Raw genomic sequence first — 13,644 nt, forward strand, 5'->3', positions numbered from 1 at the left:
GGCGGCCTCTTTATAACGTACTGGGCGTGTAGATAATGCGTAGCGTACCGGTGTAATCCCCGGCATTTTTGCTGCTGGCGGCAAAGGCAGGCGTTTTCAGGATAATAGGGGCAGGTACGCACAGTACGCCCTCGCGACCGCCGGGCAGCACGACCTGACGCAGATACTGCGGATCGTTGGTGCCTTGCCAGACCACGGTTTTACCGTTGGCGACAGTTTCAGTTGCGCCAGTAATGGGATTGGTGACAAAAACCTGATAGTCGAGACGATCCCGCGCATCGGTCTGACTTCCGCCACGTCGCCGGATTGAAAACGCGCCTTCGGCACGGCCTGAAGCGTTGAGCTCGTTGTCCTCAAACCGCAGATAAGTGCGGGTGCTGGTACTGTTTTTGCCGTCGTACAAGCACATATCCAGCGTGTTTTCCCCCTGGATCTCGCTGCCACCGGGCCGCCCTGGGAAGTTGGTGAGGTTGAGGTTTACGATAGGCGTTGAGTGTGGAAACGCGGGCAGATAAATCTGCTGATTACCCGGATCGACCACCTCAATGCGAATATTTGCCTGCCAGTTGGCGATGGTGAGATAGCCAGGACATCCGACATTCACGTCATTGAAGTTCCCGCCACAGTCGGCGCTCTCCCATTGACGCAGGTTCTGCTTCAGGGTGGCGGTCCAGATGCCCGGTAGGGTGAGCTTATCCAGTTCGCTTTTCACAATATAGAAATCGAAGTAGGGTTCTCTGTTCCAGGCTGCAATAGTAGTTGTCCCCCCCGCGACAAAACTGGCAAAGGTAAAGACTTTGTTATTGATAAACAGATAGTGATCGCCATACACCTTAATATCCACCGTTTTGTTGGTAAGGGTATGCGTAAAACGTAAATTGATGGCATAGGGCGCGGCCGGATTCCCCGAGAACCACACCGGGGCAGTCATACAGGCACCATAGGTGGTATCGGTACGGGATAAGCAGGTCAGGGTATTGCGTCCCCACTTTTGCGGATCGGCAGCATCATAGCCGCCTGATTCATGAAGCCAGATATCAAACCGTGCAGGCGGTGCCATGCGATCATAGCTTATACCAACGCTGGAGTTTCTTCCCGCAGGGGCGCCCGCCAGCACCTGGCCAGCCCACAGGAGCAGGAAAAGTAAAATAATAAGGCTTTTGTTCACATCATTTCCCTTTAGTGAGGTTGCCTGCGTTCATGGCAGTCGGGCCAGTCGGCACGTTGCGTCCGGCGAGCATCAGTTGGGCCTGTTGCTGGACCGCATCCGGCAGGGCAGAGAAGGTTAATTCCCGACAAGGGATCGACCCGACGTAACGTACGACGTCGCGCATACTTTTCACGTTTAGCGCGCACTGATAAAACTGCTGCTGACGCACCAGGTAGAGGTTATGCAGCAAAGCATCGCTTTGGGCGCTAAACCCGCCGTTCCCTAGGTCGCTCCAGCCGTTTACGTTCAGTGGCACGCCGCCAATAAACGGCAAATGTTGTTCGTCAGTTAACTGGCCGAGCCATGTGTAGCTTGCGGTGGTTTGCACATGCCGACGGAGCAGTTTGCCTGGCACCATAAACAACGTTCTACTGCCGGAACCTTGTGTGATTTCACTGCCGGCACCCCGCGAGACATCCAGCGATTCGTTAATCGTCAACGTCGTCTGCTGATAGCCCGGCACGGCGAAGAGGGCGCGGCTATTGCCTGGGATATCTGCGCTGCCGCCGTTATCCAGCGACACAGCGACGCGTGGCTCCTGGGAATCTTCCGGCGTGGCAACGTTAACCGCGATAGCTGAAGCAGGACGCCCGTCGCTCCAGCGACCCAGCCACAGGCCAGAGCGAGATAGCGCGAACGTTGAGCTGTAATTGCCGCTGCTGCTCAGGGTATGACGCCCATCCTGACGATCCCAGGCGTCGCTGACGGTCAGACTACCGTTGCCATAGCGTCCGCCCTGGCGCGTATAGGCAGAGGCATTGAGCGAATCGCTGTTAATGCCTGACGCGCTCAGTCCATACTCATTTTCACCACGTGCATCGGCATACCAGTTGTGCGCCACGTTGTAGCTCAGTTGGTTTTTTTCACGCTGCTGGTGCTGCCACGTCGCGCCCAGAGAGGTATAACTCGTCGCATCGCCCTGACGGTTATGCGCCATTGACAGGCTTACGCTCAGGTAGCCGCCTTTATCCCTACCGGCGCGGGAGTCATCGTTTCGCATGAAAAGGTTAATGCTGCTGTTGATGTTCAGGCCGCGAGCGCTGAAAGCCGTACTCAAGCCGCCCTGCCAGGCCCGCGTGCGCGAGCGGGTCATATAAACCGACTCCCATGGCAAGCCTGCATCGTGGCGATCGTCACTGTCCGGGAGTTCCCGACGAGCAACATAACGTCCTTCGTTGCGGTTATCTGAATACCCCAGACTCGCGTACCAGGTGCCGACAGGGACGGAGAACATTACCGACAGGCTTCGGTAACAGCCATTCACGGCGTCAAACCCTGCGCTTCGGGTATTGCAGTTTTCTGCTGATAACGCGTTGCGATAGAAGCTCAGTGAAAAACCGTCGTTATAGCTGATTTGCTGAATATTGCCGCGTTGACCTTCGCTGCCGTATAGGTAGCTAAAGCGGGTACTTAGCACGCCATCGATCGGGCCGGTGTTGAAACCACGGCTCCAGTCGAGCGCATTTTCCAGAAAGCGCTGGTTTTTTTTTATTGTTGCGCCGCTGGTCAGCGCCAGCGTCGGAGTGATGGGCAGACGGACGCCCGCTTGCGCGACCGCGCTGCGTTCGTCGTTTTGATCGTTATTGTCAGTTTCGCCTGCTTGCAGGAACCACTCGACGCGATCGAAAGGTGTAATGCCGGTTCGGGTAAACGGTACCTGCTCGGTGCGCGTCAGCCGGTTATTTTCATAGACGGACAACGTCACGGTATAACTCCCGTCCGGGAACGAACGGGTGTCCAGGGTTTGCGCCCCGGCATTCAGATAAAAACTGGCCAGCAGCTGATTACCCCGACGGGCGTCAATACGCGCATCATGAGAAAGCAATACGGTGATAGGCGTACCCTTTGACTGCTGAACCGGATTGATCCATGCCCTTGTTGAGCCTGTGCGCAAGCCGCGAATTTTACCCAGCGGCAGTTGGCTGAGATTGATATTCCCGCCGGCATTGCTGAACAGATCGCGAGTGTCCATCTCGCCCAACTGAACATAGTATTGGCGCCAGATATCCTGACGAAACCAGGCATTGTTGACGGTTATCTCCTGTTGCTGCTGGTGCTTCGAACGTTGCCCCATCCAGGTCCAGTCGAGGTTAAAGTAGCCGTCCTGGGTGAGTGCCAGCGCGCCATTGCCCTGAACGGTGGCTGACTGGTAATCCCTGTCGGCAACAAAATTGATATTCTGCTGATGGATTAACGCATTCTCGGTGTCCTGCGTGGGCTGATACCACTGGCTTTCAGTGGTTTGTTTAGGCAGAAATTTCTTGTCGAAAAAAAGATTAATACGGGCGTTATTTTCATCATAGATAATGGCCGCGCGCTGGGTATCAAGGTAATCGCACCCCGTTGCGGAGCCATTGCTGCTGCATGCCAGATTGCCGTTACGGGCCAGTGGAACGGCCAGGGCTGCAGACACGGTGGCGACGAGGGCAGGATCATCATTAAACTGCCGTTTGATGGCCATGACCACGGTTTCAGGCGCGACAAAACTTACTGTTTCAAGCGTGATATCCGTTTCAAAAAGGCCAAGCGACTCGCCATAGAGATTGACTTCTGTCCACAGGCGCTGCGTTTTCGCCAGATCTTCAAAACCTGCCGGGACGGCCATCTCTGCGCAGGCGAGTTGGATGGATGCGGGTAACAAAGCAACTAAGAGGAGAGTATTTCTGTGAAACGCCATGACCGAGCCTCGACATCATCCTGACGTCAGAGGGTGGGCACCCTCTGACGTTATTCCTTAGGTACTGTGGTGTTACGCACCGCCTTCCGTGGTTGTCGCCTGCGTCAGCATCAGGCTGACAACGCCGCTGTACTGACCGGTTTTCAGAATGCCTTTAGTGGTTTGCGAAATGGTTAGTGGCAGTACTGCGGAACCGTTTTCAATGCTGCCAGGGAACAGTTCAGTTCCGGTAAATTCAGCATCGGTGGTAGACAGTGTTTTATCACCCAGAATGACCGTCATCGGTACAATCTGGTCACCATCCGTGTTGGTGAGTTTTGCCGCACTAACGAGGCGCACTTTGACGTTGCTGGTGGCGGAGTTAGACCACACCTTGGTGTTAAGACGGTAGCTTTCCAGACCACGGCCAGGCAGGTACTGCATGTCGATACTGGCCGGCAGCGGCGTGTTATCGGCCTGGGTCATATCCAACTGTGAGTCAACGCTGGCGTTAACGGTAATATCTTTTTGAATCGCCAGCGCGCTAAAGGACGAGGCCATCGCAGCAACAATCATCAGAGGTTTAATATACTTACGCATTGATATCTCCATATTTACAAATGAGCACCTTGGCTCTTTAAACGAACTACGTGGGTTTTACAGTGATGTCGTGTTATTGCACGACGGGTAAGTCAGCTTCTTCAGCGGTTTTATTCACCCAGTTGAAGTAGCGGAATTTATATTTCTGGCCATGGCTCATTGTGAGTGTTTTTAATTTCCGTTCAGTGTCCGGATAAATCGTCGCGTCTTCTTTTATCCATTTACACGATGAATTTGCATCACAAATACCAATCTCTCTGAGCGGTACACGCAGCGTGCCATTGTTTTTTAACGTTCCGCGGCGAGGGTCGAACGACAGTGAAATTACGTTTTCTTCTGGGGCAATATGGACCAGTGCGCCCCAAATCACGTTGACGCCCAATGTCGCCATCGCGGCAGGGCTTTCTGCCTTGCCCGGAATAATGCTGTCAGGTTGTTTTACCCCTTCAAAATAGACGCGCCAGGTGGTCTCTTTTTTCGGAGGCATAAGCGATATCAACCGAACTACGCGCATCGCGCCGGCCGCGAGAGCAAATTTTTCGGGCGTAACCACCACGCCATCTTCTTTCCATGACGCCACGTCAATTTCTTTTTCCTGAGCCGTGCCGGGATTAAGAATTTTCTTTTGCCTCACCCGAATGAACTGAATATCATCCGTTTTTGACGCCACCTTAATTTGCGCCGCACCGGAACTGTCTACATTCAGTTCCATGGGATACACGCTCATATTGGCCATTGTCATTTCTGAGAAAAATGGCAATGACAGCGCGGCGACATAAAAGGCGGTTGTCATGCTCACTCTTTTTTTCTGTTTCACAATCAGTCTGCCTGCTCTGAGTTTAAAGGCGGCGCGTTAACACCAGGACACCGTCTGCTTTCGTATCGCTTCAGGGCAGGGAAACTTTAACCAGAACAGCGGTTTGTGAAAATTTGTATTAGTTAACTCGCTGTATACAGTTTTTTATCCTGCTTTTCTGGCTTTAAGGTTGTATAGTTAAGCGAAAATACCGCGGCCAAGGATGGGAAGAAAATTCCTTCTGATGAAAAAATAAGCAGATCAGGAGGCGGTTTTCATGTCGATGTACCAGGGAATAAAAAGCATGCGGTTACAGCCGAGAATAAAAGATGTTTTTTATATGCAATAATTCGTTGTTATTTGATCCTGAAGCACATGCAATAAGTCTTGTTGGACAACCTGAGTCTGTATTATCACTTTCGGCGCCAGCCGTTCGTCTTTTACAGGAATTTATTAAACACCGAGGACGCGACCTGAGCCGGGAGGAATTGATCACTCGCGTATGGGAAGAGTTTGGCTTTACGCCATCCGGAAATAATCTCAATAAAGCGGTAAGCGAACTGCGTAAAAGCTTCCAGTCTCTGGGCGAGGGATACGAATTTATCGTCACAGTCCCGCGCTATGGATTCCGTTTTGATGCCGATGTGATTTTTCAGCCTGGTGAGAACATTCAAGCCGCTGAGCCACAATCCCCTTCCACGCAACCAGACATACAGCCCCGGCGTACTTACCTGAAAAGGTGGTTGATTATAGCGGCATTGATCGTCGCAGCGTTGGGGGCGGGCATTTACATTAGCCGCCCGCAGGAGATAACTGTTCCGGCGAAATTAAAGCCGGTCGAGGAAAAAATCGCACGTTGTAGTGTCTGGATTATCAACGATCATGGACGACCGTTAGTGCTCTCGAAATTAGCCGAGCGACTGGAGGCCAATAACGTGGCTTGTGAGCGCGAGGAGTACGATATTTATTATTTCAGTGCTCGTTTTTCGCTCGCCGCTGCCGATGAAATGTTCATCGGTGCCTGCCCGGTCAATAAAACCAGCCTGTGCAAGACTATTCGCTATAAAAGTGGGGCCGAAAAATGAAAATAAGGCTTCTTTTTGGATTGGGCGGTGCCGTGGTTGGCGGTGCACTGGCGCTGTTTTACTATTGCGGCGCGGTCGGCAAAAGCGATGTGCTGGCCTGCAGCACTGAATTTAACTTTACGCGTAATGAGGGAAAAGCAAGTGAAGTGAAGGTCAATACCATTGCGCAGTTCTATTTTCATCGGGACGGTACAGGGTTGACCACCTATAAAGGTGCGGCAAGAGCTGGGGGGCAAAATTTGATTATTGACAGGGATGTGGACTTTACGTGGGAGCGGCGGGACGATGACAACGTCATTGTATTGAGTTACACCAAAACCTGGCGTCGACACAATGACAACACCCCTGATGCCCAGTGGGGAAGCTTTGCCTGGCCGACCGCTCGCTACTACCTGACGATTTCTGAACTTTCACCTGCCGTGTGGCTGATTCAGGACCGGCGTTATCCTACCTATATCTGCCGGGGTGAATAAGGTATAAAAAAAGAGAATGCCATTGGCATTCTCTTTTTTCGTATCAGTGATGCTGCTTAATCGCGGCTGGCGAAGCCCAGAATGCTCAGCAGGCTGACGAAGATGTTGTACAACGAAACGTACAGGCTAACAGTGGCGCGGATGTAGTTGGTTTCACCGCCACGGATGATATTGCTGGTTTCAAACAGGATTGCGCCTGAAGAAATCAGAATAAACACCGCGCTGATCGCCAGATGCAGTGCCGGCAGTTGCAGGAAGATATTCGCAACCATACCGATCAGCACAACCACGATACCTGCCATCAGCATACCGCCGAGGAAGGACATATCTTTACGCGTGGTCAGCACATACGCAGAGCAGCTGAAGAAGACCAGTGCTGTACCGCCCAGCGCCATGCCGATAACATCACCCATGCCCGCAGACAGGTAGGTATTCAGAATTGGCCCCAGAATGTAGCCCAGGAAACCGGTAAAGGCGAACGCTGACAAAATGCCAACCGGTTTATCCGCCGTTTTATAGGTCAGGAACATCAGACCATACATACCCACCAGCGTCAGGATAAGTCCCGGTGAAGGCAGCATCAGCACAGTACTCGCCGTTGCGGTGATCGCCGAAAACGCCAGCGTCAGGCTGAGCAGGAAATAGGTGTTGCGCAGCACCTTATGTGTGCTGAGTAGCGATGTACGATCGCGTGAAGAACTAATAATACGATCCATGAGTCACTCTCTTATGACAGATGTAATTAATGATGAAGGATAATGAAATCAAGGGGAATGACACAGCGGTTTTACCCATCTTTACGCATTTTAAGCCGCCAGGCTTAAGCATATTATTTCAGCAAAAGCTCCCGAATCAGATGTTAGCACTGTATGTGCAAAAATGCCTGTCAGATATCAGCCAGGTAACTGAAAAATATTGCCTTATTCCCGTTTCTCTCTGACAGTGACAGTGGTGTCATCATAAACAGAGCAATAAGGTAAAGGGAATGACTCAAGATAAATCGAAGGTATTTACATTTGCGTTGCTGGCTGCCTGTTTGATGTCGGTATACGGCGCTGCGAGGGCGGCAAATGTTCCGGCAGGAACAGTACTTGCAGAAAAACAGGAGCTGGTGAGAAACAACGGTAGCGAGCCAGCGTCGTTGGATCCGCATAAAGTCGAAAGCAACGTGGAGTTTAATTTAATCAGCGATATGTTCGACGGCCTGGTGGCAGTTAAGCCGGATGGGTCTATTGAACCCCGTCTTGCCGCCTCCTGGGAGAATAAAGGTAACACCGTCTGGACCTTTCATTTACGTCCGGGCATAACCTGGTCAGATGGATCGGCTATCACCGCACAGGATGTCGTCTGGAGCTGGCAGCGGCTGGTCTCACCGCAAACGGCTTCACCATATGCCTCGTATCTGGGCAATATGCACGTGGTGAATGCGGTCGATATTGCTCAGGGTAACAAAGATCCCGCCACGCTGGGGGTCAAGGCCCTGGATGATGCCACGCTGGAAATTACCTTAACGCAACCGACGGCGGCATTTCTGGCGATGCTGGCGCACCCGTCGTTGGTCCCGCTCGATAAAGTGCTGATTGGCCGTTTTGGCGATAAGTGGACCCGCCCAGAGCATATTGTTAGCAGCGGAGCGTACAAATTATCGCAGTGGGTGGTCAATGAGCGCATCGTTGCCGAGCGTAACCCGCATTACTGGGACGATCGGCACACGGTCATTAATAAAGTCACTTACCTGCCCATTAGTTCAGAATCTGCTGACGTGAACCGCTATAAGGCGGGGGAAATTGACATTGTGTATAGCGTACCGGTCAATCAGTTTGCGCAGTTGAAAAAGACCATGGGCGATGAACTCCATGTCTCGCCTCAGCTTTCAACCTATTACTATCAGTTCAATACGACCAGAGCGCCCTTTAATGACCCGCGCGTGCGTCGGGCGCTGAATATGGCGTTGGATAAAGACATTATTGCGCAAAAGGTGATGGGGCAGGGGCAACGTGCGGCGTGGGTTATCAGCCAGCCTGAAATCGGTGGGGTACAACTGCATGCGCCAGAGTATGCGTCGTGGCCACTCGACAAACGCATTGCTGAAGCTAAAAAACTGCTCACGGAGGCCGGGTATGGTCCTGACCATCCACTGAGCTTAAATCTGCTCTACAACACCTTCGAAACGCATCAGCGTATTGCGATTGCCGCATCCTCGATGTGGAAGAAAAATCTTGGTGTTGAGGCGAAGCTGCAAAATCAGGAATGGAAAACCATGCTGGATACCATGCACACCGGTAATTTTGACGTTGTGCGCTATGCGTGGATAGCCGACTATGACGATGCCTCAAGTTTCCTCAATATTTTCCGCACCGGCGACAGTGAGAATACCACCGGGTACAGTAACCCTGCCTTTGATGAAGCGATGCATAAGGCAGCGAAAGCAAGTTCACTGGAAGAGCGAGGTAAAGACTACCAGCAGGCTGAAGATCTGTTAGGTGAGGATGTACCTGCTATTCCGATTTATCACTATGTTCGCACTCATCTGGTGAAGCCGTGGGTAGGAGGATTTGCGCCGGATAACCGCGGAAATTACTACACCAAAGATATGTACATCAAAAAACATTAAGCCTGGTAGCCGCTATTTGTGCTGAATAAATGGCCAATTTGTTTTTATTTCAGTCGATTAACACTATTTTGGCTGTTTTTCAGGCAAACGAACACATTGGTACTTTACAGGTCCGTTCGGGATGTTTATAGTGCGCCTCATTGGAAGCGTGGCCGAGCGGTTGAAGGCACCGGTCTTGAAAACCGGCGACCCGAAAGGGTTCTAGAGTTCGAATCTCTACGCTTCCGCCAAACATGAAAAAGGGGTTACCGAAAGGTAACCCCTTTTTGCTTATAGGGAAAATTCGAAACCTGTCACTGTAAGAGTTGGTGGTGTTACGTTGCCTAAAATTGGTAAGTGAAGGGCATAATCGAGCAACCATCATACTCCCCACTTCAACCCGGGCGGGCTATAGGTAACTTCTTTTTCGCTGGATATAATTGGTTCTGACTCTTCAAAAATAAAGCCCTCAACATTAAGTGTGAGGGCTGTTAATAATTAATTGTTAAATTTACCTAAATAGATTATAGCCGCGTTGTTCTCGATGAATAATGAATAATATTCATTAGATGATACGGGTTGAATTCCTTTATTAATCATGTTAGCAAGTTGGTTTTTGCTTTCATCCACATCAGTATAACCATGCCTGGTTTGAGGTAATCCTTTATTAATTAATTGAAAGGATGCTAAGAATTGGGTGGCCGGATAAACGAAATAGCCTATAAGTGGTTTATTATCTATTAATAATTTTGCTCTTTCATTTTTATTCAATTGACCTACAGTACCAATGGATGTGATGTCTTTATGAGTGGCAATGTCCTGCGCAATCATGCTAAAAACAAAATCTTCGTATTGTTGTTGTGACTTCATAGCGTTGCTTAGTTGAGCACTAAAAGCAAGCGAGGCAATGACTGGAATCAGTGCCGCGTATTTAAAACGAGGAGCGAAACGCATAACCGGTATAGCAATTATAACCAGTATAACTGAAAACGAGACTAAAGTACGGGGAAGGACTGGTGCGTCCTGAAGTAATAATGTTGGCCCCATAAGTGAAATAATGAATATTAAAAAGGAGATGGCTCCATACAAAATAAATGATGCTATTTGCTTTATATTAGTACGGTAAGCAATGAGCATAAACACGCAACTTATTAGTATTGGGATTGCGAAGTAAATATAAACTGGGTGGTATAGATAAGAAAGAACCATTTCTTTTAGGGCAGTTAATGTTTTGGCCAGATGCTCTAACCCCCCCTGATCTAAATGTATCAATTCTGCTCGAGAGTTATTTTTTGGCGAGAAGAAAAGCATGTAGATAAGAAAAAACGATACGAATAAAATCGTTCTTTTGAATAAGAAAGTTATTGACTCTTGAAATTTTATATTATTTTTTGTTGCAATGATGATCATATCAATTGCAAGCAAACCAATAAAAATATTGGCACATGGTTGATATAAGGTTAAAGATAATACGCCAGCTACTAATTTTGTCGCAATCTCTATCGTCAGTTTTTTATTTTTATAGGTATATGCAATCACCGCAAGGAAAAAGGCAATCGACATTCCGAGACTATCATATCTGTACGCAATATTTTGCAAAATGAATGGGTTGAATATTAAAAGTGCAGCAACCATATTTGCGTTCGGAATGTCTGATCTAATCAGGTGCTTACTGAGCGCAAGCGCAGATGCGCCTAAGAAAATACATGATGCGAGCATTGTATAAGGAAATAGGTCCAGATTATAGTGCCCGCTGGCAGAAAAAAATCTTGCTAAAATATCTGCAAAAGGGCGACCTAAACCACGCCAGCCGTAATATCCAGTTATAGATCTATCTAAGTCGTCTCTATAATAGATGCCTGCCTGGATTAAGGGGTAAATAAACAACAGGGCTAATCCTGAGTAAATAAACAATGCTTTTTTATCGTATCTAGAGAACATTTTAAATCCCATCTTGTTTTTTAACTATATAGCGCGGTCGTTGTTTGGTTTCGATGTAGATTCTACCTATGTACTCACCAAGCACACCGATACCAATTAACTGAATCCCACCAAGGAAAAGGATTGAAACAATGATAGATGGATATCCCGCAACCGGATTTCCCCAAAAAATCTTGTCTATAATCATCCATGCACCGAACAAGAAGGATACAGCGGCTACAAAAAAACCAATGTAGGTCCATATTCGCAATGGGAACGTTGAAAAACTGGTAATACCCTCCAGAGCAAGATTCCACAATTTCCAGCCATTAAATTTTGATTTACCAGCAATACGTCCTGCTCGTGTGTACTCAACAACATCAGTACTACCACCTACCCAGCTAAGAACACCTTTCATAAAGAGATTACGTTCCGGCATGAGTTTGATGTTATCAACTACATCGCGGGACATAAGTCTAAAGTCACCAACGTTTTCTTCGATCTTCGGATCGCTTATTTTATTGTGTAATTTATAGAACCACTCAGCGGTTTTGCGCTTCAGTTTTCCATCCGTGGAGCGGTCTGCACGCTTTGCCAGCACAATATCTGCACCCGCAAGCCACTTTTCGACCATCAATGGAATTATGTCGATTGGATCCTGTAGGTCAACATCGATAGGAATAACTGCCTCACCAGAGGAACGCTCAAGGCCTGCAAAAATTGCTGGTTCTTTGCCAAAGTTGCGTGTAAATGAAATGGGGACGACGAGCTTATCAGATACGGCGAGAGCATTAATGATTGATTCTGTAGCGTCTTTGCTACCGTCGTTGATAAACACAATTTCGACATCATATTTTTTTAGTTCTTCATGCCTACGCACCGTGTTGTAGAAAATAGGTATTGTATCTTCTTCATTGAACACCGGAACAATCAGAGAAATTTTCATTTCGGATCCCTAAAAACAATGAACCTTGAGTATAAGAAGCCACATACCAGGCTGATAGAGGAGAACTCTATCAACGTTATGAGAGGGGAAATGTTGTAGTGATCGGATACCTGACCAGAGATAAAGCTCAGTAGCCCCATAAATCCAACAAATAGCACATACCCCCGGCTGGTGGCTTTTGCACTAAATGTAAATTTTGCGTTGGCAAAAAATGAAAATGTCACAGCTATCAAAAACGCCACCACGTTGCTCACGGCCTGGTCATTTTTCATGATGTATACCATGATGCCGAACACCGCCCAATGTAATGCCGTGTTTACAATCCCTACGGAAATGTAGCGTGAAAGTAGCTTTATCATAATTAAGAAAGGTCTAATAGAAAGTGTGCGAGTTTAACATTGATGCAAAACGAGATCGACACCTCGACTTTGACCTTTCGCAGAGGCTTGTTTTGCGATACCTCCGAGCGACTGTGCCGGGAGCGCGGTTTTCCGCTGAGCCACAAGACTGCAACACTAACTCTCAGAAATGAGAGGCCGATCCTCTGAGCAGGACTTTTGTCCTCAATCCCCTGCAAACGTCTGGTTACAATCCCTGCATATCTTCAATACCCATAATTCAGGAATTGTTATGACTGCACATATTAATGCTAAACCGGGTGATTTTGCGCCAACTGTGATTATGCCGGGCGATCCTCTACGCGCGAAGTTTATTGCCGAAAACTATTTAATGGATTGCCGCGAAGTTACCAATGTGCGCAATATGTTGGGCTATACCGGTCTTTATTTTGGACAACCTGTTTCGGTAATGGGACACGGCATGGGCATTCCTTCAATGACGCTTTATGCCCATGAGCTGGTACATGATTTTGGCGTGCAGAGAATTATTCGCGTCGGTAGCCTGGGGGCAACTCAACATCATGTCAAAATGCGCGATATTATCCTTGCCGTCGCTGCCGGAACGGATTCCGTTACTAATTTAAAACGTAGCGCGGGCTACGCAATGGCGACGTCTGCGCATTTTCCATTATTACAGCAGGCGTGGACGTTGGCACAAAAGGCCGGAATCGATATTAAGGTCGGTAACGTCTTCAGTGGCGACCTTTATTACGACCCTGACGAAAATTTAATTCCGGCACTGGAAAAATTCGGTGTGCTGGGGGTGGATATGGAAGTAGCTGGACTGTATGCACTAGCGCATCAGTTTAGTATTGAAGCACTGGCTATTTTAACCGTATCCGATCATTGCCTGACAGGAGAAGAAACGACGGCAGAAGAACGACAGTTAACCTTTAAAAATATGATAGAGCTGGCGCTAAATACGGCCGTTACGGCTTAGCTCCGTCTTTTAATTGAACCAATCAGA

Annotated in this window: 13 protein-coding genes and 1 tRNA gene; 6 read left to right on the forward strand and 8 right to left on the reverse strand. The window is 48.7% G+C overall.

Annotated features, from left to right (window positions below):
* Window positions 1-10: 10 nt before the first annotated feature.
* From FDX14_RS07960 to FDX14_RS07975, 4 genes are all read right to left on the reverse strand, one after another.
* Complete coding sequence (locus tag FDX14_RS07960; RefSeq protein ID WP_137349312.1) at window positions 11-1,168, reverse strand: CblD like pilus biogenesis initiator family protein; 1,158 nt, start codon at window positions 1,166-1,168, stop codon at window positions 11-13.
* A 1-nt stretch (window position 1,169) separates the two neighbouring features.
* Window positions 1,170-3,887 (reverse strand): TcfC E-set like domain-containing protein, encoded by a 2,718-nt coding sequence (locus tag FDX14_RS07965; RefSeq protein ID WP_137349313.1) that lies wholly within the window; start codon window positions 3,885-3,887, stop codon window positions 1,170-1,172.
* A gap of 72 nt (window positions 3,888-3,959) precedes the next feature.
* On the reverse strand, window positions 3,960-4,466 hold the full coding sequence (locus FDX14_RS07970) for a CS1 type fimbrial major subunit (protein ID WP_042314159.1): 507 nt from the start codon (window positions 4,464-4,466) through the stop codon (window positions 3,960-3,962).
* Between the two features lie 73 nt (window positions 4,467-4,539).
* Complete coding sequence (locus FDX14_RS07975; RefSeq protein ID WP_170973579.1) at window positions 4,540-5,283, reverse strand: fimbrial protein; 744 nt, start codon at window positions 5,281-5,283, stop codon at window positions 4,540-4,542.
* A 308-nt stretch (window positions 5,284-5,591) separates the two neighbouring features.
* Between FDX14_RS07975 and FDX14_RS07980 the strand changes: the two genes are divergently transcribed.
* Window positions 5,592-6,347, forward strand: coding sequence for a winged helix-turn-helix domain-containing protein (locus tag FDX14_RS07980; protein ID WP_137349315.1), 756 nt, complete (start codon window positions 5,592-5,594; stop codon window positions 6,345-6,347).
* Entirely contained in the window at window positions 6,344-6,820 is a 477-nt protein-coding gene (locus FDX14_RS07985) for a hypothetical protein (protein WP_042314156.1), read from the forward strand. The genes FDX14_RS07980 and FDX14_RS07985 overlap by 4 nt, the downstream gene beginning before the upstream one ends.
* 56 nt (window positions 6,821-6,876) lie before the next feature.
* On the opposite strand, the gene yccA is transcribed toward FDX14_RS07985, so the two are convergent.
* Entirely contained in the window at window positions 6,877-7,536 is a 660-nt protein-coding gene (gene yccA / locus FDX14_RS07990; protein ID WP_003035917.1) for an FtsH protease modulator YccA, read from the reverse strand.
* A 29-nt stretch (window positions 7,537-7,565) separates the two neighbouring features.
* On the opposite strand from yccA, the gene FDX14_RS07995 reads away from it, so the two are divergent.
* The 3 genes from FDX14_RS07995 (at window position 7,566) to FDX14_RS08005 (ending at window position 9,664) form a co-directional block, all read left to right on the forward strand.
* Window positions 7,566-7,760: a hypothetical protein gene (locus FDX14_RS07995; RefSeq protein WP_042314153.1), complete on the forward strand. Its 195-nt coding sequence runs from the start codon at window positions 7,566-7,568 to the stop codon at window positions 7,758-7,760.
* 45 nt (window positions 7,761-7,805) lie between these two features.
* Window positions 7,806-9,434 carry an ABC transporter substrate-binding protein gene (locus tag FDX14_RS08000; RefSeq protein ID WP_061381835.1) on the forward strand — a complete coding sequence of 543 codons (1,629 nt, stop codon included), beginning with the start codon at window positions 7,806-7,808 and terminating at the stop codon, window positions 9,432-9,434.
* 142 nt (window positions 9,435-9,576) lie between these two features.
* Window positions 9,577-9,664, forward strand: a tRNA-Ser gene (locus FDX14_RS08005).
* Window positions 9,665-9,911: 247 nt separating this feature from the next.
* Here FDX14_RS08005 and FDX14_RS08010 read toward each other — a convergent pair.
* From FDX14_RS08010 to FDX14_RS08020, 3 genes are read right to left on the reverse strand one after another with little or no spacing between them, the layout of a single operon-like run.
* Entirely contained in the window at window positions 9,912-11,354 is a 1,443-nt protein-coding gene (locus tag FDX14_RS08010) for a glucosyltransferase domain-containing protein (RefSeq protein ID WP_042314149.1), read from the reverse strand.
* A 1-nt stretch (window position 11,355) separates the two neighbouring features.
* Complete coding sequence (locus FDX14_RS08015) at window positions 11,356-12,279, reverse strand: glycosyltransferase family 2 protein (RefSeq protein WP_079224767.1); 924 nt, start codon at window positions 12,277-12,279, stop codon at window positions 11,356-11,358.
* A complete protein-coding gene (locus FDX14_RS08020; RefSeq protein WP_042314145.1) occupies window positions 12,276-12,638 on the reverse strand; it encodes a GtrA family protein in 363 nt (120 codons plus the stop codon). The genes FDX14_RS08015 and FDX14_RS08020 overlap by 4 nt, the downstream gene beginning before the upstream one ends.
* A gap of 271 nt (window positions 12,639-12,909) precedes the next feature.
* Between FDX14_RS08020 and deoD the strand changes: the two genes are divergently transcribed.
* Window positions 12,910-13,617, forward strand: a complete 708-nt coding sequence (deoD, locus tag FDX14_RS08030) for a purine-nucleoside phosphorylase (RefSeq protein WP_061381833.1) — start codon at window positions 12,910-12,912, stop codon at window positions 13,615-13,617.
* Window positions 13,618-13,644 lie beyond the last annotated feature (27 nt).

It is taken from the genome of Citrobacter sp. wls710, assembly GCF_005281115.1.
Classification (GTDB): Bacteria; Pseudomonadota; Gammaproteobacteria; order Enterobacterales; family Enterobacteriaceae; genus Citrobacter; species Citrobacter werkmanii.

Excerpts from the sequence above, each read along its gene's own strand:
- FDX14_RS07980 (WP_137349315.1), top strand. The coding sequence starts at position 5,592 with ATGTTTTTTATATGCAATAATTCGTTGTTATTTGATCCTGAAGCACAT.
- FDX14_RS07970 (WP_042314159.1), bottom strand. The coding sequence starts at position 4,466 with ATGCGTAAGTATATTAAACCTCTGATGATTGTTGCTGCGATGGCCTCG.
- deoD (WP_061381833.1), top strand. The coding sequence starts at position 12,910 with ATGACTGCACATATTAATGCTAAACCGGGTGATTTTGCGCCAACTGTG.
- FDX14_RS08010 (WP_042314149.1), bottom strand. The coding sequence starts at position 11,354 with ATGTTCTCTAGATACGATAAAAAAGCATTGTTTATTTACTCAGGATTA.
- yccA (WP_003035917.1), bottom strand. The coding sequence starts at position 7,536 with ATGGATCGTATTATTAGTTCTTCACGCGATCGTACATCGCTACTCAGC.
- FDX14_RS08015 (WP_079224767.1), bottom strand. The coding sequence starts at position 12,279 with ATGAAAATTTCTCTGATTGTTCCGGTGTTCAATGAAGAAGATACAATA.
- FDX14_RS07995 (WP_042314153.1), top strand. The coding sequence starts at position 7,566 with ATGATGAAGGATAATGAAATCAAGGGGAATGACACAGCGGTTTTACCC.
- FDX14_RS08000 (WP_061381835.1), top strand. The coding sequence starts at position 7,806 with ATGACTCAAGATAAATCGAAGGTATTTACATTTGCGTTGCTGGCTGCC.
- FDX14_RS08020 (WP_042314145.1), bottom strand. The coding sequence starts at position 12,638 with ATGATAAAGCTACTTTCACGCTACATTTCCGTAGGGATTGTAAACACG.
- FDX14_RS07985 (WP_042314156.1), top strand. The coding sequence starts at position 6,344 with ATGAAAATAAGGCTTCTTTTTGGATTGGGCGGTGCCGTGGTTGGCGGT.
- FDX14_RS07965 (WP_137349313.1), bottom strand. The coding sequence starts at position 3,887 with ATGGCGTTTCACAGAAATACTCTCCTCTTAGTTGCTTTGTTACCCGCA.